Annotated in this window: 13 protein-coding genes; 8 read left to right on the top strand and 5 right to left on the bottom strand. The window is 44.8% G+C overall.

What is annotated here, in order from left to right; translation table 11 throughout:
- Positions 1–48 precede the first annotated feature (48 nt).
- A complete protein-coding gene (locus HY811_04010) occupies positions 49–1,887 on the top strand; it encodes a VWA domain-containing protein (GenBank protein MBI4833969.1) in 1,839 nt (612 codons plus the stop codon).
- Between the two features lie 5 nt (positions 1,888–1,892).
- Here the strand turns inward: HY811_04010 and tdh are convergent, their stop codons facing one another.
- On the bottom strand, positions 1,893–2,936 hold the full coding sequence (gene tdh, locus HY811_04015) for an L-threonine 3-dehydrogenase (GenBank protein ID MBI4833970.1): 1,044 nt from the start codon (positions 2,934–2,936) through the stop codon (positions 1,893–1,895).
- Between the two features lie 144 nt (positions 2,937–3,080).
- Between tdh and HY811_04020 the strand changes: the two genes are divergently transcribed.
- The 7 genes from HY811_04020 to HY811_04050 all read left to right on the top strand — a co-directional run bounded on the left by HY811_04020 (position 3,081) and on the right by HY811_04050 (position 12,880).
- Positions 3,081–5,030, top strand: coding sequence for a sigma 54-interacting transcriptional regulator (locus HY811_04020; GenBank protein ID MBI4833971.1), 1,950 nt, complete (start codon positions 3,081–3,083; stop codon positions 5,028–5,030).
- Positions 5,031–5,247: 217 nt separating this feature from the next.
- Entirely contained in the window at positions 5,248–6,915 is a 1,668-nt protein-coding gene (locus HY811_04025; GenBank protein ID MBI4833972.1) for a hypothetical protein, read from the top strand.
- A gap of 54 nt (positions 6,916–6,969) precedes the next feature.
- The gene (locus tag HY811_04030; protein ID MBI4833973.1) at positions 6,970–7,182 is read left to right on the top strand and encodes a hypothetical protein; all 213 of its coding nucleotides are present in this window, start codon (positions 6,970–6,972) and stop codon (positions 7,180–7,182) included.
- A 161-nt stretch (positions 7,183–7,343) separates the two neighbouring features.
- Positions 7,344–7,898, top strand: coding sequence for a hypothetical protein (locus HY811_04035; GenBank protein MBI4833974.1), 555 nt, complete (start codon positions 7,344–7,346; stop codon positions 7,896–7,898).
- 82 nt (positions 7,899–7,980) lie between these two features.
- Positions 7,981–9,027 (top strand): TlpA family protein disulfide reductase, encoded by a 1,047-nt coding sequence (locus HY811_04040; GenBank protein ID MBI4833975.1) that lies wholly within the window; start codon positions 7,981–7,983, stop codon positions 9,025–9,027.
- 22 nt (positions 9,028–9,049) lie between these two features.
- Positions 9,050–11,005, top strand: a complete 1,956-nt coding sequence (locus HY811_04045; GenBank protein MBI4833976.1) for a hypothetical protein — start codon at positions 9,050–9,052, stop codon at positions 11,003–11,005.
- A gap of 135 nt (positions 11,006–11,140) precedes the next feature.
- The gene (locus tag HY811_04050; protein ID MBI4833977.1) at positions 11,141–12,880 is read left to right on the top strand and encodes a DUF4082 domain-containing protein; all 1,740 of its coding nucleotides are present in this window, start codon (positions 11,141–11,143) and stop codon (positions 12,878–12,880) included.
- 816 nt (positions 12,881–13,696) lie between these two features.
- On the opposite strand, the gene HY811_04055 is transcribed toward HY811_04050, so the two are convergent.
- From HY811_04055 to rsmH, 4 genes are all read right to left on the bottom strand, one after another.
- The gene (locus HY811_04055; protein ID MBI4833978.1) at positions 13,697–15,187 is read right to left on the bottom strand and encodes a UDP-N-acetylmuramoyl-L-alanyl-D-glutamate--2,6-diaminopimelate ligase; all 1,491 of its coding nucleotides are present in this window, start codon (positions 15,185–15,187) and stop codon (positions 13,697–13,699) included.
- Between the two features lie 119 nt (positions 15,188–15,306).
- On the bottom strand, positions 15,307–17,016 hold the full coding sequence (locus HY811_04060; protein MBI4833979.1) for a penicillin-binding protein 2: 1,710 nt from the start codon (positions 17,014–17,016) through the stop codon (positions 15,307–15,309).
- 29 nt (positions 17,017–17,045) lie between these two features.
- Entirely contained in the window at positions 17,046–17,357 is a 312-nt protein-coding gene (locus HY811_04065; protein MBI4833980.1) for a hypothetical protein, read from the bottom strand.
- A 113-nt stretch (positions 17,358–17,470) separates the two neighbouring features.
- A complete protein-coding gene (gene rsmH, locus HY811_04070; protein ID MBI4833981.1) occupies positions 17,471–18,355 on the bottom strand; it encodes a 16S rRNA (cytosine(1402)-N(4))-methyltransferase RsmH in 885 nt (294 codons plus the stop codon).
- Between the last annotated feature and the right edge of the window lie 6 nt (positions 18,356–18,361).

Here is an 18,361-nt window from a genome sequence, read left to right on the forward strand (position 1 = left end):
TATAATAAAGATAATGGTTGCCTTCAAGGATAAGAAGGCAAAAGAAGTATGAACAAAAACGCACCCAAATATTTCATCATCGGGCTGTTTTTTGCCGCTTTGATAATCGGATTCCTGAATGCCCAAGACGGTGATTCGGAAAAAATCATCCGCTCATCAGATATCACAATTTTCGGACTTGATTTAAACGGCATAACTGATGATATCGTCAGGACTGCCGGGGTTTACAAACCCGCTTCCAAGGAAAAAGATGGTTATGTTGCAAAAGATCCGAAGGATACACCCTTGATTGCCTGGCTGGTGGATAACACCTCCTACATGAAAACTTCCAAATGTCCTGATTTGCTTTCCGCGGCGATTGCCAAATCATTCGATAAATGCAAAGGATACCAAATGTCTGTCATCAAGTATGCCAAAAAGGCGGTAATGGTTTGCGACCCGACCGATAACATAAAAAACGTTGCCAGCGGGATAAACTCCGTATTCCAGTCGGTTGACGACGGTTACAAAGACTCCTGCGCGGCAATCAGGGAGTCAGTCGAGTTGCTTAAGAAATACCCTAACAATAAAAAACACCTCGTTATTTTTACCGTTCAGAACAATGATCTGGAAAGCAATTTGGAAGATACCCTGGTTCTGCTTAACGAGAACAAGATTAAGCTTTTGGTCATAGGCGGCGGGACAATCCTTTGCGACCCGAATAAAGACCCTTACGGCGAAGTCCCCGAAGGCAGCAAGGTTTATCGGGCGGATTCCGCGGAAATTGAACTGTCTTTTATCAATCCCCACCTGGAATGGTGGTATCCAAAAGGAAACGATAAAAAGCTTTCATCAGGAGATGAGTATTATCTCCATAATTATCCTTATTATAATACATACGTCTTTTCCGGCTATGGTGTTTACGGATTGAGCCGTTTGGCGGCTTATTCCGGTGGAAAATATTATATGTTTTCCCCGCCAGGGTCCGGAGCGCCGGGAGCGACCTTTTGCGAGATGCATTACTGCAAATTCTGCGATAGTAAAAACAAGAAAAACCATTCCGGCGATAACGGTTGTGTTGCGCCGTTCGATAAATTTCTGCCTGTCTTTGCTCCACTACTCATTTCCCGGGAGGATTTTAATTATAAGTATTCCAGAGATCCCGTATACAGCCTTCTCCAAAAGATTTGTGCCAAAAGCGGCGCCTGGCTGGCGATTGACAAAAGCATTTTTGATGACGACGGCACTATTTCTTCCGGGTATCTTATGATGGCGGATAAAGAACTGGAAAGGGTTAATGAATTCATAAAAGATATGGAGGAGACCCTGGCGGAAAAAGCCAAAGACAGCCCCAAGCGGTTTGTTGCACATGCCGAGGCGGTGCTTGCCAACCTTTATATTGAAAGGTTCGGGCTTAACCAACAGAGGAATTTTATCATGAAACTGAAACCCAAAGACCTTGAGCCGACCGGCGGCAATACGAACTGTTACAGCACGGTGATTTTTGAGTGCCTGTGCCATATCGAGGAATTAGCCGGGATTACTTACGATAAAAATAATAAGGACGGTTATGTCGATGCTAAAGGCAGTTTGCCTGATAAAATTATGGGCGCGGTAAAACTGATGGCACAAAAAGACCGGATAACGATATACGGAGGGAAAGAAGGGGAGGATGAATTAGCCAAGACTCTTAACGTGGTTATACGCACTATCGGCCGTTATAAAAATACGCCGTGGGAGTTAATTGTCCGCAGGTTGCCTGTTCTTGCCAGGATAAGGATTGATTTTTCCGCGGTTGGCGGCGGAATGGGTGTGCCGGGCGTTACCCCTCCGCCTTCTTCCGGTAAAAAGCCTACGCCGTCACAAACCCCGGGAACCGGTCCGCGTGGCAGCCAGACCGGTAAATAAGTTCTCTACGGTGTCAGGATGATTTTACCGCTTTTGATTTCCATGGATGTCATCGCGGCAAAGCCTTTTTCGAATTCCTCCAGCTTGAATTTGTGGGTGATTACCGGAGAGGGGTCAAGTTTTCCGGAATTCAATAGTCCCGCCATCTGGTACCAGGTGCGGTACATGAGGCGCCCGTTAAAGCAAATTATCCTTACTCCTTTGAAGATAAGGTCGTTGATATCAATCTGAATGGGTCCAGGGAATATGCCGAAGGCGTTAAAGCGCCCGCCTTTGCGGACGACTTTTATGGCGTTAGGAAGCGCCTGAGGGCTGCCGCTCATTTCGGAAACGACATCAACCCCGACTCCGCCGGTTGCCTCGATTATTTTATCCGCGGCTTTCTGGTCGTCATACATCAGGATATCGGTTGCGCCCATTTCCTTGGCGATATCATAACGGAATTTATTTCTGATAATGTTGAATATCCTGGCGGCGCCGGCGGCTTTAGCAACGCCGATGGCAAAGAGTCCTATGGGGCCGTCGCCTATTATCGCGATAGTCTGGCCGGTGATATTTTCAACAAGCATGGTGTAGACCGCGTTGCCTAATGGCTCCTGGATACAGGCGATTTCAGGCTTCATTGATTTAGCATTCTTCCAGGCACAGACCGAGGGCAATGCCACGTATTCGGCAAAACAACCCTGGGTATCCACCCCGAGTATTTTCAGGTTTCCGCAGATATGCGGCTGGTCGTTGCGGCACTGGTAGCAATAACCGCAGGGGATATGGCTTTCCGCGGAGATAAAATCGCCCTTTTGGAATCCGCGCACCGCCTTGCCTACTTCAACCACTTCACCGGCGAATTCATGGCCGGTGATGATAGGGGGCTTGATGCGGTTCTGGCTCCAGGCATCCCAGTTATATATATGGACATCCGTCCCGCAGATAGAAGTGGCTTTTACTTTTATCAATAAATCCTCGGCTCCCGTTTTCGGGATATCCGTTGTGATAAGTTCTAATCCGCGGCCTGGTTTTGTTTTGGCGAGCGCTTTCATCTTTCCTTCCATAGGTGTCTCCCTTCTAATCGGCTTTAAGTAACTTAATGGATTTAAGCAAAGAAAAGGTGTGAGAGCAAATAAAAACGATACGCCTAAAAACTTGATTTGAATTTGAACTTGACAGCCGATTATTTTTCCTGTATAAATACACCCATGCTGAAACGCAGCCCGTTATCCGATTATCTGGAACAAATCAAATCTTTATTTGATAAAAAAGAAATAACTAAGGCAAAACGTCTTGCGGAAAAGGCGTTAAAGAAACTTCCTGATTTATCTTATACGCCTTATGAAGAATACCTTTTGCATTGCCGGTTAGGTTCCGTTTACCATTGGTTGTTGGATTTATCACGTTCTTTGGACAGTTTTCACAAGGCATACCTGGTTTCCTCCAGGAACCATCTTTCCCTGCCTTATATTGTTTATACTTCATATATGATGGGGTATGATTTCCTGCTGCTTAGAAATGCCAATATGGCGTTAAAACAGTTTGAAAAAGTAGAGGCATATTATGCCAAGCATGGAGACCAGTCGTTTCCCATGGATAAAGCGACCCATCTTAAGACACTTGTCGATTTGGCATATTGTTATTTGCTGAAGAACGACCTGGCTAAAGTTGAGGCAATCATCGATAAAAAACTTTCCCGATATGGTGTTTCTTCCACGGACAAGAATTTCCAAATAAACTACAAGCATCTAAAAGGCGAGTACCTAATGGCATTAAAAGATTATATCGGCGCCAGGAACCTTTTTTTGGAATGCATTAAGGATGATTCGAATTCCGAATACCCGTCAAGCACCCTTGATGTGAAAAAACACCTGGCAACGATTGACTTTATAGAAGGAAAGCTTGATGATGCAATCCAGCGTTCGCAAGGCATTCTTAAAGAGGCTAAACGGCTTGGTTTTAATGATGTTGTATGTGAAGCAGGGCTTTTTTTGAGCAAATGTTATTTTTCCAAAGGGCTTACTGGTAAATCAGAAGCCATAGAAAACAGGATCAAACCCCTATTAGCCGTTCTTGATACATCGTGGCTTTATGAAAAGATGCGGGATTTCGTAAATCTTTTCAGGCAATCACCTCCGTCTAAAAGCGTTTCGGATATTCTTGTCTATACAATTAACCGTCGTTATGAAACATCTTTATGTAAAGAGATTGTCATCGGCAAATCCGCTGTAATGCAAGAAGTTTACCAGCTTATCGAAAAGATCGCTCCAACGGATTTGCCCATCCTGATCCAGGGCGAAACAGGGACAGGCAAAGAGCTTATTGCCAATACTATTTACCAGAATAGCTTGAGGACGAAGGCCCCTTGGCTGGCATTCAATAGCGGGGCAATGCCTGAAACCCTGATTGAATCAGGATTATTCGGGCATACCAAAGGGGCTTTTACAGGTGCCATAGAAGAGAAAAAAGGTTATATTGAACTTGCCTCAAAAGGAACGCTTTTCCTGGATGAGATTGGGAATATGTCCCCGTCTATGCAGCAAAAACTTCTGCGCGTCTTGGAGGAAAAACTCCTCTGGCGTGTCGGTGCTTCAAAACCCATTCCGGTTGATACCCGTTTTATCTTTGCCAGTAATCAGGATATTGAACAGATGGTAAATAATAAACTCTTTCGGAAGGACCTTTTTTATCGAGTCAATACTATTGTTATTAATCTTCCTCCCTTGCGCGACCGTAAAGACGACATTCCTTTATTATTCCAGCAGTTCGTTAAGAAATACTCTCTTCCAAATCACACTACTCCGGTAATATCATCCGGTGCGTTAGCTTTTCTAAACGCTTATGCATGGCCTGGGAATGTAAGAGAGCTTGAAAACGAGATAAAAAGAATTTGCGTCCTGTATCCGGATGCCGGGGTTATTGAAGAACACATGCTTTCCGAAATTTTCAGGAATTATAAGCCAACCTCACCCGTATCTGTTATATCTCATATAGGATTAACCCTTAAAGAAATGGAGCGCAACACTATTGAGGACGCTCTGAAAAGATGCAATGGCAACATGAGTAAAACAGCAAAGCAGCTTGGACTTACCCGTGCCGGTCTTTACCGGAAGATAAAACGGCTTGGCATAAAACCGCCTGTTGTTACCATACCGTAACGCGGAACGAACATACTGTATATTTTGTATACACTATTCTAAAACGGATATTCTCCATCCCTAAGTCTATAATCATAACCCTTTTATTTACAGTATATTAGGTGTTTTAGCCCATTCTATAAATTATCCGTAAATTTGGCACGATATTTGCTTGTATTTAATGTATACAGATTAATAATTGTAAATTATTCAATAATATTTTTGAAAGGATGTTCATATGAAATACCACATTTGGCTTATAATGATAGGGGGATTGCTTTTATTGGGGGCGGCAATGCTAATAAACGGGCAAAAAGGCACGGCGGATGACAATAACTCTAAAAAACCGGCATGGCAATACGAACTGGGAAAGGTACAGCTGATTAATTACCATGTAAAGCTGTCTCACCAGAAATATGATACTCCGGTGGGTAATCCTAACGCAACAGAAGTGTTAACTCCGGAAGTATCAGCAAATCCCAATCCTGAAAAGGAAAGGAGAACAGGAGAGGAAAGAAAAGCGGAAGAGGCGGAAGAAAGACAAAAAGCAGTGAGTGCTGAAAAGATTGTGGCTATTAAGAATGCCTTGTTTACCAATGCAATACATGCATCTTTTATTGATCATGTATTTGCACAACATGAAGCGAGCATTAAATCGTCTAATATAAGTATTGACAAGGTGGTTGAGGCGCAAACTAAATTTGAACAGGCATTTAAGAATACGGTTGAAGGATTAACCAAGCAAGGAATCTACGACCCGAATAATCGTGAGCATCAAAAAATAATGGAAGAGATAAAAAAAGGATACGATATAAATAATCCTAATATGATACTAGGGGTTATTCGCATGAAGATTGGTGATGTTCGAGTCGCAGTATCCGGAAGTGTTTTGGAAGAAATTAACCAAAAACTTGACAAGGTAATAGAAAAAAAGGGAACTCTGGCTTTTGATGATCCAGAGGTTACTGAATGTTGGCAAATAATTAAACAAGCGACAATATCTAAAAGTAAAGAGGCGGGTTTTAGTGATGACGAAATCCAGGCAATTGTAGCACAGACAGAGAGTGGTTTTAAGGGGACTATCCGAGAGAGTAATAGCCGGGGAGAGTTTCTGGCATATATAGACCCCATTATCATAGAAGCAGATATCGGGATAGAGCCGGTGAAGTTTCTGGATGATAAAAAAGCCTGGTTGGTCAGGGTCGGCTACCGCAATATCAAGGTGCGCTATTGGGATAACCTGGTAAACCTGACGTATGATTTCAACAATCCGAAACACCAGCAAGCCGCCAGGAAACTATTGGAAGATGCCTTGGGTAAATACGGTAATGAAGGCTCCCGCAAAGCTTTTAAGGGAAGAGGAGATACGCATCCGGCTGCCCAAGCCGCAAATTATCCCGACCTTATCCGTGTCTTGAGTCATATATGTTTTATTAACCGCGGATTCCAGGCGGAAATCTCCCCTGATGGCAGTAGGGTAAAGATAATTGATTTAGACAAGGTATTAGACGAAGGTTTAAAGGGATTGCCGGAAACAGAAGCCACGGCTGATTTGAAAAAGGCGCTTTTAAACGATGCCTTGTATAATTTGCAACTGTTTTTCCTCCCAATGTATGCTTTCACATACCAGCATAACGGAAACTTCCTTATATATGAGGAGAAACCCCAGAATGAAGTAAAAAAGGAGTTGAAAGGGTTTACGCAAAACAAGAACAGCTTAAGAGTCGTTTATGACAAACGCCGGGGATTGATAACCGAATATAAAGAGAATACGTGGCGGGATTCCATGACTACTGATGAAAATGCAATAAGGCTTATAATCACCGCACCTAATGATGCAAGTTTAAAGGGCCTTTTTACGCAAGAATCTTACGAAAGCGAAGTTGTCCTGACTTATATAAAATAATTCTTGATGAATTTTTATATGCTTAGTCCTTTTGGCAGTAATAAGGAGAAAACGATGAATAACACCAAGTTGTGTAAAATACCGCCTTTAACTCCGGACGATATCCAAACTTTGCGCGGCAAGCCGGCGGTTAAATTAACCTATCCGAAAAAGGTTTCAAATATGCCGCCAAAACAGGAATGGATTTATATCTCACCGATTGCCGGAGAAGAACGTTATTTCTTTAATAATGGATGTTTGGTGGGCTGGCGACGAGATAAAATATAAATGCCCCGCTCCGCTTTGCTACGTGGACACCCGATTAATAGGGAGTCCCAGAATGGGGCCGTCCCTTGACGAAGTCGAGGGGCTGGCGACGAGATAAAATATAAGCCCATAGCAATGGGATTATGCCGTTACAACGTAACAATTGGCGAAAGGAGTAACAGATGAAAACAAAAAAATGGATAACCTTAGGGATAACCCTAGTGATAAGTTTTGCCACCATCTGCGCCGAGGGGCGGGGTTGTTGGGGGCAGGGGTTGGTTGAAAATAAAGATGGCAGGTATGGTTCTGATACCGTCAGCGGAAGTAGCGGTGGTTCCGGCAGCAGCAGCCAAAGCGATGAGGAGAGTCGTGGAGGGAGCAGTGTGGTTAATCTTGGCCCGGGAAAAGCGACAAATCCTACCCCGGTTATCGGTGCATTAGGCATTTCGCGGGTGCTTGTCGAGACCAGTGGAGAGTTAAGATGGGATGCGCCTACTGGTGTGAATTATGCGGACGTGTGGTACGAGGTTTATTTCGGGATAAACTATCAGTTAACTGAAGATGATTGGATAATAGGAGATGCCGAAGATGGCGATGGAGACGGTCGAGTCACAGTTTATTTAGGTGATGCTTTGTTGGACGCATTGGAGCCTCAAACCACTTACTATTGGAGGGTGGATTCTAATGGGCCTGACGGCAAAACCGAGGGCGATACCTGGTGGTTTATTACGCAATGAAATGTTTCTTGTAAAATAATACGGTTGACAAAACATAATTCATGCCGTATATTTTTGCTGAATGGCGAAAAGAGGATGATATATGTGTGGCTGTAAGGATATAAAGATAATGTGTTATACTTTTTTGGTATTATTGATTATCGGATGGTGTTGCATACCGGATATCCGGGGTGATGCTCCGAGTATAGACGGCATTACGTTAGATAAGATATTGTTAGGAGAGGAAATCGACAAGGAAGATTTAAAAGGCCATGTTGTTGCGGTTGAGTTTTGGCGGCTTGATTGCCCGACCTGCTGTAAAAGTATTCCACATATGGTTGAGTTGGCGAAAAAATATGGTTCTAAAGGTTTTATCCTAATCGGCGTTCATCTCCAGGATGCGCCTGCAGGGGAAGTGATTAATTTCTGCAAATCAAAGAAAGTAAATTACCCGGTTTACCAGGGAGGAAAGATAAATGGCGTAAAGTTTTCCATAGTGCCTCATTTTACTCTTTTTAACCACAAAGGGGAGATGGTTTTTGGCGGCCGCCCTTCGGATGCGGATAAAATGTTGGAAGATGTGATGAAAGTTGCTCCAGACCCGTTAATCGGTGAAGGAACGTATAGAAAACTTGATGCTCTGTCAAAGAAGATTACCGAACGTAAAGAACTGGGGAAAATACTGGCAACGCTTAAAAGCAAATACTTGGATTCAAATGATGCAGAGGAAAAGGCGGAGGCGGAAAAGTTAGTTGAATGCCTGAACCGATTAGGCAACAGGATGCTTTCAAAAGCTGAGGCGAAAAAGACTAAAAAGCCGACCGATGCCTATGAACTTTATAACGAAATAGCTATTCTCTTTAAAGGCGATGAAATCGGCGATAAGGCAAAAGGTATCGTTGAGGAACTTAAAAACAATGAGGTTTTTCAGGAAAATATGAAAGCAGACAGGGAACTTGCCTCAATAGAGGGTGAGGCGGAAAAATTAAAACCTTGCTCTAAATGCAAGTGGTTTACAAAATCCTGCGAAGGGTGCAGGAAAAGAAACCCATCATACCCCAATCTTATAGCGCGTGCAAATGCATTAGTGAAAAAATATCCCGATTCCCCGGCCGCGGAAAAAGTTAAAGAGCTCTTTTTAATGGAATAATTGCTTTTAGATGGAGATGTTTATGCGAAACACTAAAAATTGGAATTTTGAACTTTGGTTATTGCCGCCCATTCGGGCGAGCCTCGCCATTGGCGGGGTGCTTGTTTGGTTATTGCTAATTGGTCATTGGAATTTACATGCAGATACCTGGTCCCAAACCACCTTCATCGATGGGACTTTTACAGATGTAATCACAACACAAAATAATGCAGAAGTAATACTTAGTGTTTTTTATAGTGGAAGCAATGAATCTGACGGAGCTTTAATCGTTGATGGAACTACAGCAGGCAATAATACAGTAAACGGTGTTCTTATCCCGGGAGGACCTTTTAATTCAGGTAATCCTTTAATAATCGATACGGTAATCCCTCGTGCCAACCGGATATATAATTTTACCTGTGTAACTTTACAGAATAATGCAATTGTATCTCATTCACAAGCGGTTGGTGCTGGCACTGGATATGAAGGTGTAGAATTCCGTGTTTCAGCAACATTGTTCATAGATTCTACCAGTAAGATTGAGTTGACTGAAAAAGGTTATACTGGTGGTACAGGTGGTGGAGCAGGTAATGGGATTGGTGGTGGAGCAGGCGCTTCAGCATATACGGGAGCCTCAGGTGGAGGCTACGGAGGTGAAGGGGGTAATGGAGCAAGTAATGGCGGAATTACTTATGGAGCATCTTCCTCTGTAGCATATATGGGGTCCGGTGGCGGACATAATTCTAATATTGGTGGCAGGGGAGGACATGGTGGTGGCAGAATAGTAATTAAAGCTATGAATGTAAATATTGCCGGGAGTATTCAGGCTAATGGAGGAGGCGCTCAAGGTGGAAAAAACGGGGGCGGTTCTGGTGGAGGGATATATATTTATGCTAAGCAAATAACTCTTTCGGGAATTTTAAGCGCAGCAGGCGGGGGAGGTGGGTATTATTCCAGTCAAAGTGGTGCTCCCGGTAATAATGGGACTGGCGGTGCTGGGACAACAGTTTCTAATACTCCTGGTTCACCTGGTATAGGCGGTAAAGGGGGAAATGCCGGTTCTTCGAATCCTGCTGGCCCTTCAGCGGGCGCCGGTGGTTGGCCCGGTGATGCAGGTGCTGGAGGCGGTGCCGGGCGGATTGCTATTTATTATGAAACATTTAATGGTGACTTAGTAAATGGCGGCGTAACTAATTATTCAAATGGTCCGGGTGCGTCTTCTAATAAAATAGGTCCATATGCATATTGGACATATTTACCCCCCTCTTCTGTTACTTCAGGTGTCTATATTTCATCCGTTATTAGCATAGCAGAGCTTTCGTCATGGGGAATTTTAACGTATACTCATACTGCCCCATCCAGTACTACTTTTAGTATTGATGTCTTGCGTGCGATAGATAATTATGTCTTTGCTACTAACGTTGCTTCTGGGAGTAATCTGGCTAATGTTATAAAAACTCCGACTTATGCCATTAAACTCAGGGCTAATTTTACTACTGAAAATACTACCAAAACCCCAACCCTTTCTGATTGGACAGTAAATTATGCTATCGGAGGAAGTGCGGTTGTCACCACCACCAACTGGACGGATTTGGTTAACGGAAACCCTGTTAAAATGGGGGCATCTATTGCGCATGTTAAATTTGATATGAAAACGTTTGATGGAACAGCCCTCTGGAAACGCTTCCGCATTGACAAAGGATTAAAATCATATGCAAATCTTGCCTGTCCGGACAGTAAAATAGAAGTTCAGGTTTGGTGTGAAAACACCGGCAACGGATTCTGGGATATTGGGGATACCTTTATCAGCAAAGGAAACTTTAATAACAGCACTTGTTACCTCAATATGAAAAAATGGCAGGTAACAACAACTCCCAAGACTTATTATATTGTATATAAACTATCCGGTGATATTGGCGGTGGTCAGCGTGCCGGGGTGAAGATTGTGGATTCGAGTTACTTAGAGTTTGAAAACGCAACTTGTATAGGAGTCCCATAGAAAAGATGTTGGAGTTTTCCGCCGAAGGCGGACCCGCCTCTGGCGGGGAGAACGCTACATGCGTAGGAGTCCCATAAGTGGACTCCGAAGTCCCGTTGAATAACGGGATATAAGAGTGCCATAATAGGGGGCATTATGAGAATTTGTAGTTTAGTGATTGTAATTTGTTTGGCAATTGCGAAGCTATGCGTAGTCCCGATTCTCATCGGGGGAAATTGGAATTTGAGTAATTTCGCCTACAGCGATTCCTGGTCACAGACTACCTTTACAGAAGGCTCATTTTCCGATACGGTAACAACCACCGGTGCGGCCGAAGTAGTTTTGAGTATGAGCGCCAACGCTACATTTACCGAGACTTTTTCTACCACCACTTATAAAGACCCTGTCACCACTGCGGATTGGAATACCGCAAGCGGAATCTTAGAGCTTACTTCATCAATAAATCGCCCGTTTAATACGGATACAGCCTCTTCTAATTATGCAGGTGCCAGAAGTAACGGCTACCGTTTCTATCCCACAGTCAACGGCCAGATTACCGCATTAGGGAGATATCACGATACCGCCACAACAAATACTACCGTTATCTTATGGACTGATGCGGGTGTCGAATTAGGCCGGGTTACCGTTCCGGCCGCTACCGGATGGCAATGGGCAAACCTGGCTGCCCCGGTTAATGTTACGGCTAATACTTATTACCGCGTAGCCGTTAGTTGCGATGCGGGCGGAAAAAGTAAGGGTTTTACTTATCCTGTTACCAAAACAAATATTGCCATTACAAATAGCTGTACAGTGTTTGCTCTGAATTCTTTCCCTAATACGACGGGAACTACCAGTCTAATTGGGCTAGCAGATATTGAATTCAAGACCTATCAATCCCCTAAAACAGGCCAATCGCTTAAAGCCAATGCCGGGGCATCCACGATTAATAAAGCCACCCTTATTGCTACCCAAACATTAAATGGTGGAGCCATAACATATGAAATGACGGCAAACGGTTCAAATTGGGAATCGGTTACTCCCGGTGTCGAGCATATATTCAGCAATCCCGGCACTGATTTAAGATGGCGGGCAAATATCTCTACCGCTGTTTTCGGCACCCCTTTAATTGATCAGATAGTGATTGATTATCCGGGTAATTACGCAAGTCCCGGTACTTTTATATCAACTGCTATCAGCCCGACAGGTGTTTCTTATTGGGGCATACTTACTTACTCAAAAACCACTCAGGTTAATACCACGATTACCGTGGATGTGCTTAAAGCCTCGGATAACTCACTGTTAGTGGCTGATGTTTCGTCAGGCACCCATCTATCAGAGACTTATCCCGCCATTTTTAATGGTGTTACGGGGATTAAACTTCGCGCTAACTTAACTACGAGCGAACCGGATAAAACCCCTCAACTAGAGGGTTGGGGAACAGAGTATATGTGTGGGATAATAGTAAATACTTACAACTGGACGGATTTAATTAATGGAAAAACTGTTCAAGGGGGGCAGTCTGTTGCATATGTTAAGTTTGAAATGACGACCGTTTCAGGCACGGCTAAATGGAAACAGGTCCGTATTGACAAGGGCATAAAGGCATATTCTTCTAACATCGCCTGCCCGGATTGTAAAATAGAAGTCCAGGTCTGGTGCGAGAATACCGGAAACGGCTTCTGGGACGTTGGCGATACGCTCATCTCTAAAGGCAATTTCACCAACGGCACGTGTTATCTCAATATGAAGTGCTGGCAAGTGACGACCACCTCTAAGACATATTACATCGTGTATAAACTGGCCAATGATATCGGGGGTGGTCAGCGTGCCGGGGTGAAGATAGGCGATAGTTCGTGGCTGGAGTTTGAGAATGCTACCTGTGTGGGAGTGCCATAAGTTCTCCGCCAGAGGTGGACACGCCTTTGGCGGGGAAAACGCGACGTGTGTAGGTGTCCCCTGAACTTGCCGAAGGGGCGTACCGCCATAAAGATAGAACACGAATGACACGAATAATACCGAACAGGACGAATAGAATATATTTTTATTAGTGTGATTCGGTTTCATTCGTCTTATTCGTGTTTAAAATTACCCCGCTATATTTCATTTCTGGGGTACCCGATAATAGTGAGTTCTCGTAGGGGACGAAATCAAACAAGGTGGGTAACGAATTTACGGATAAGGGGCTATGTCTTTACGATGAGGGGAGCACGGCTTTATGATTAGGAGAGCGCGTCTTTACGGTGAGAGGGACACGGTTTAACCGCCAAGGGGGCACGGCTTTACGGTTAGGGGGTAACGGTTTTACTATGAATGCCTCACGGCTTTACGAACGGGGGAGTACGGATTTACGATAAGGGGGGCACAGATTTACTGCCAGAGGGGCACGTCTTTACGATAGGGAGAGCACGGTTTTACCGTCCACTCCTTACGGAGGATGCCGTATCCCCTCCCCCCACTTGTATTTTTACAAAAGCTATAACACCTTATGGAACAGGATGATACAGCTAAAAATCTGGTCTCAAAAGTGCACATCAAAATCCCGATTCCGACACCTCTCTGTCATTCCCGACCCCGCCTTAGCAGCAGAAGTTCTGCGCTTGGTTAGGAATCATTTCGACAAAGTCATTAACCGCTTTCTTTAGTATAGAGCGCTGTTCTTCTATGATACCGCCGTGACGGCCAGGGAAAGCAAACACCTTTCTATAGGCTTAATTATAAAAACACCATCAGTCCTGATGATGCTTTCTTGGGATTTAGTCCCAGTATTTCTTCCACAACCGCTTTGTCGTCAAAGGGTTTGATGGTGTTCTTGAATATCTGGTATGTTTCGTGTCCCTTGCCGGCAATAAGCACCAAGTCGCCTTCTTTTGCCGAATCCAATGCCTTTTCGATTGCCCTGCGGCGGTCGGCTTCAACGATATAGTTCTGGGTGGTTAATCCCTTTTTGATATCTTCAATAATCGCCATGGGGTCTTCCGAGCGTGGATTATCCGAGGTAAGGACCATCATATCCGCATATTGTTCGACGGCCTTAGCCATTAACGGGCGCTTGCCTTTATCGCGGTCGCCTCCGCATCCAAAGAGGACTATTAGTTTTCCTTTAACCAAAGGTTTTAAGCTTGACAGGGTCTGTTCCAGCGCATCCGGCGTATGGGCGAAATCAACCATGACACTGAAGGGCTTATCGGTCCGGACGCTTTCCAACCTGCCGCGCACGGATTTGAGGCGTGCTATTCCTTTGGCAATGGTGTCCGCATTCGTGATGCCAAGCGAGTATACCGTAGCTACTGCGGATAGAATATTATAGGCGTTATGTTGCCCGATAAGCGGGCTTTCCACGGTAAATTCGCCGACAGGCGAGTTGATAATAAGCGAAAGACCTGATAATGAGTTAGATTTTATTTGTGCGCTAAAACCGGACTTTTGGGTAAGCCCGTACTTTAATACGCGCGCCTTAGTGATTGATTCAAGATAATTGCTTGATGGGTCATCCGCGTTTAATAGGGCAGTGCTTTCTTCGGGAAGCTCTCTGAATAGAATTGCTTTTGCCTTGAGGTATTCATCCGTATTCTTATGATAATCCAGATGGTCCCTTCCAAGATTGGTGAAAACTCCGGCAACGAACTTTATGCCGTAGACGCGTTTCTGGACGAGTGAATGGGACGATGCTTCCATCACCGCGTAATTCAGTCCGGCAGAAAACATCTCGGATAAATAATAGGCGATGTCGCAGGATTCCGGGGTGGTAATGGGTGCCGGTATTTCCCGCGAGCCGATGGAATAAGAGATAGTCCCCAACTGTCCCACTTTGTTTCCGGCCGCCTCCAGGACAGAGCGGATAAGGCAGGCGGTGGTGGTCTTACCGTTGGTGCCGGTAATGCCGATGACTTTTAGCTTAGAGCTGGGCTGGTTATAGAATTCGTGGGAGATTACTGCCAGGGCGAGCCGCGTATCCGGAACGACAATCTGCGGTATATTAGTATCCGTATCGGTTTTTTTCTGGGTAATAATGGCCGCAACGCCGCGCTTGATTGCCTCCGGGATAAAGCTGTGTCCGTCGGTTGCTTCCCCTTTAATGGTGACAAAGAGCGCGCCGGGGGTTGCCTGCCGCGAATCGTAACAGACAGAGGTGATTTCAAAATCACGCCCATTGGAAACGACCTGATGCTTTGGAATAATCTTTTTTATCTGGGAAAATTTCATGATAAGTACTTAATGTTATTCAGAGACCGTCGGGTTGTGTCATTCTGAGCCGAGCGAAGAATCTCTTAATCAGCTCTTCACTTCGTTCAGAGTGACATTATAAAATCATTTTTATATATTTACTCCGTCGTGGCGATATTCAGCCTGGACGGGGTGCCTAAATATTTAAGGGTTTTACGGATAATATTGGCGACGACCGGTGCGGCAACCACGCCGCCGTAATAACTGCCTTTTGGTTCGTCGAGCATCACCAGGACGGTTATTTCCGGGTTTTCCACCGGGGCAAAGCCGACAAAAACCGCCCGGAATTTATTATGGGAATATGTCCCGTCAGGATTCATCTTCTGGGCAGTGCCGGTTTTGCCGGCAATCGTATATTCTTTGATATTCGCTTCCGGCGCAGTGCCGGTTTCTACGACCTTCCTCAAAATAAGGCGCATCTCTTTTTCCGTTTCGCTGGGCAATAGCCGGTAGCTTTTATTATTGTCACGTTCGGAGACGATATTGCCTTCCTTATCCGCTATTTTGGAGAGTATAGTCGGGTTGACCAGTTTACCACCGTTTGCAAAGACATTGAACGCCTTGATTAACTGCATACTGGTAACCGCGATTTCATGACCCATGGGGACGGATGCCAAGGTGTAGTCGTTCCATCTTTCAAATGGGGTGATGATGCCGGTTGCCTCGGCAGGGAGTCCCACGCCGCTTGGCGCGCCGAATCCGAATAGTTTTACGTAATGGAACATTTCACTTTTGCTCATCCGCATGCCCAGCTTGGCCATTCCGATATTGCTGGATAGGGCAACCACATCACGGAAGGAAAGGTTACCGTGGGGTTTATGGTCGTTAAGGATGCGGCCTCCCATTTTGTATTTTCCGTTTTCACAGAATATGAGTTCATCCGGGTTAGCCATATTGCGCAATAATAGGCTGCTTGCGATGAACGGCTTAAAGACCGAACCCGGTTCATATTGGTCCGCGACGCAATGGTTTCTGTATGTTTCCTGCGGATAAGCAGACGGCTGGTTAGGGTCGAATACGGGTCTGTTTGCCATGGCAAGCACTTCAGAGGTGGAGGTTTTTAATACTATCACTTCCGCCGAAAGCGGCTTCCATTTTTTGCAGGCATTATCCAGCTCTTCTTCCGCAATAAACTGAATGACGGTGTCAATGGTGAGGTATATATTTTTACCCGGCAGTGGAGGTTTTTCTATCATTTCAAGTGTGACCACTTTTCCCGCCTTGGCGTCACGCGGGACGTAACGTTCGCCTTTGGCGCCTTTGAGGTAAGTGTCATACGCAGATTCTACTCCGCCTAATGCCGTTTCGTCCAAGCCGCGGAACCCGATAAGATGGCATGCCAGGGTCCCGTTAGGGTAGCAACGCTTGTATTCCTCCTGGAAACCCAGTCCTTTGATTTTCTGGGAGCGCAGGTTGGATGATTCTTCATCGCTTACCCGGCGCTTAAGCCAAACAAACGATTTGCGGGCGTTATAACCTTTTTGCAGGATATCGTTCAGGGTCTCTTCGGTTATTTTAAGGATAGCGCTGACTTTTTTTACTTGGGCTGAGTGTGCTTTTAAGACCTTTGGATTGGCATAAACCGAATCGACTTTTTTGGAAAGGGCCAGGATTTTGCCTTTACGGTCAAATATAATGCCGGCCCGGGGAGCGGTTTCTTCCTTGTAATAAAATTGGCTGCGCTGGATATCCTTATATTCTTTATGGCGGGATACCTGGATGGAAAATAACCGGTATGATAAAAAGGCAAACGCACCGCAAATTAATACGAATATGCATATAGACCTCAGGCGATAGTTATTTGCCATAACTCTTTAACCGTAACCAAGCGTTTTTGTTATTGATATTCGGCCAGTAATTTTTGCAGCTCATTCGGCATCGCAGTGATACGGCTATTCGTCTTTTCTTCACCTTTGCCGTAGCTTACTACGATTTTCTTTTCCTGGGCAAGCGCAAAAAGATATTGAGGAGAGGTAACCGATGATAATTCCACACGTAAAGTTTCTCTTTCCTCGTTCAGTTTCTTTTTCGCTTCCATTGCCTCGGAAATGCGATACCCCCATTGGGCTGTTTGAATCCGCTGCCAGACCGTGACAAACGCCAGAAAAGTCACAATACCGAGTACCAACAATACTCTTCTTTGGGTCATCTTACCCTCTTTTCAGATGACCCCTCTCTCACTTAATCCCTAAAACACGAAAAGGATTCACGAAGACACGGAATTATTTTAGTGTTTTCGTATCTCCGTTTCGTGCTTTCGCGTTATACTTTTTCGGCCACCCTTAACTTGGCGCTGCGGGACCTCGGGTTTTTATCCATTTCGTCCCTAGTAGGTGTTATCGGTTTTTTTGTTATAATCTTAAAGATATTTTTTACTTTCTTGTCTATAAATGCCCTTTTTACCAGCCTGTCTTCCAGGGAATGGAAACTTATGATGACCAGCCTGCCTTTAGGATTAAGATTGTTTTCGGCCGTTTGGAGAAATTTAGATAGATTATCCAGTTCGCCGTTTACCGCAATCCGCAATGCCTGGAAAACCCTGGTTGCCGGATGGATATTACCTCCTTTATAGGGAATGGAGGATTGGATAATTCCGACCAGATCTTCAGTCGTTTCTATTGGATGCTTTTGCCGGGAATTTACGATGGCTTTGGCGATTCTTTTTGACCAGCGCTCTTCCCCGTAATCTTGGAAAATCCTGATAAGTTCATCAAGCCTGGCTTTGTTGATGATATCCTTTACCGTGCTTTTTGCCGATTGGTTCATCCTCATATCTAGTGGGGCGGTGCTAAGAAAACTGAACCCGCGCCCGGCCTCGGAAAGCTGGAACGATGAAAAGCCTAAATCAAGTAGAATTCCGTCAACGCCTTTTATGCTGAGATTTTTAAGGATATTTTCCAGATTGGCGAAATTATCGTGGAACAGGTTTGTTTTGTCAGAATCAGGAGCTAAATTGGCTTGGGCTATTCTAAGGGCTGCTTCGTCCAAATCTATCCCAATTAATCTGCCGCCGGGCGTGATTCTTTTCAGTATCTCGGAGCTGTGGCCGCCTAATCCGATTGTTCCATCCACCACGGTTTTGCCGGGAGATAAATCAAGTAACCCGATTGCCTCATCGGGCAATACCGGTTGATGATGGCCATTCATTTCGCT

It is taken from the genome of Planctomycetota bacterium (genome assembly GCA_016207825.1).
In the GTDB taxonomy this organism is placed as follows: domain Bacteria; phylum Planctomycetota; class MHYJ01; order JACQXL01; family JACQZI01; genus JACQZI01.

What these genes read in the sequence shown, in the direction of transcription:
- HY811_04010 (MBI4833969.1), top strand. Translation starts at nt 49, where the DNA reads ATGAACAAAAACGCACCCAAATATTTCATCATCGGGCTGTTTTTTGCC.
- tdh (MBI4833970.1), bottom strand. Translation starts at nt 2,936, where the DNA reads ATGGAAGGAAAGATGAAAGCGCTCGCCAAAACAAAACCAGGCCGCGGA.
- HY811_04020 (MBI4833971.1), top strand. Translation starts at nt 3,081, where the DNA reads ATGCTGAAACGCAGCCCGTTATCCGATTATCTGGAACAAATCAAATCT.
- HY811_04025 (MBI4833972.1), top strand. Translation starts at nt 5,248, where the DNA reads ATGAAATACCACATTTGGCTTATAATGATAGGGGGATTGCTTTTATTG.
- HY811_04030 (MBI4833973.1), top strand. Translation starts at nt 6,970, where the DNA reads ATGAATAACACCAAGTTGTGTAAAATACCGCCTTTAACTCCGGACGAT.
- HY811_04035 (MBI4833974.1), top strand. Translation starts at nt 7,344, where the DNA reads ATGAAAACAAAAAAATGGATAACCTTAGGGATAACCCTAGTGATAAGT.
- HY811_04040 (MBI4833975.1), top strand. Translation starts at nt 7,981, where the DNA reads ATGTGTGGCTGTAAGGATATAAAGATAATGTGTTATACTTTTTTGGTA.
- HY811_04045 (MBI4833976.1), top strand. Translation starts at nt 9,050, where the DNA reads ATGCGAAACACTAAAAATTGGAATTTTGAACTTTGGTTATTGCCGCCC.
- HY811_04050 (MBI4833977.1), top strand. Translation starts at nt 11,141, where the DNA reads ATGAGAATTTGTAGTTTAGTGATTGTAATTTGTTTGGCAATTGCGAAG.
- HY811_04055 (MBI4833978.1), bottom strand. Translation starts at nt 15,187, where the DNA reads ATGAAATTTTCCCAGATAAAAAAGATTATTCCAAAGCATCAGGTCGTT.
- HY811_04060 (MBI4833979.1), bottom strand. Translation starts at nt 17,016, where the DNA reads ATGGCAAATAACTATCGCCTGAGGTCTATATGCATATTCGTATTAATT.
- HY811_04065 (MBI4833980.1), bottom strand. Translation starts at nt 17,357, where the DNA reads ATGACCCAAAGAAGAGTATTGTTGGTACTCGGTATTGTGACTTTTCTG.
- rsmH (MBI4833981.1), bottom strand. Translation starts at nt 18,355, where the DNA reads ATGAATGGCCATCATCAACCGGTATTGCCCGATGAGGCAATCGGGTTA.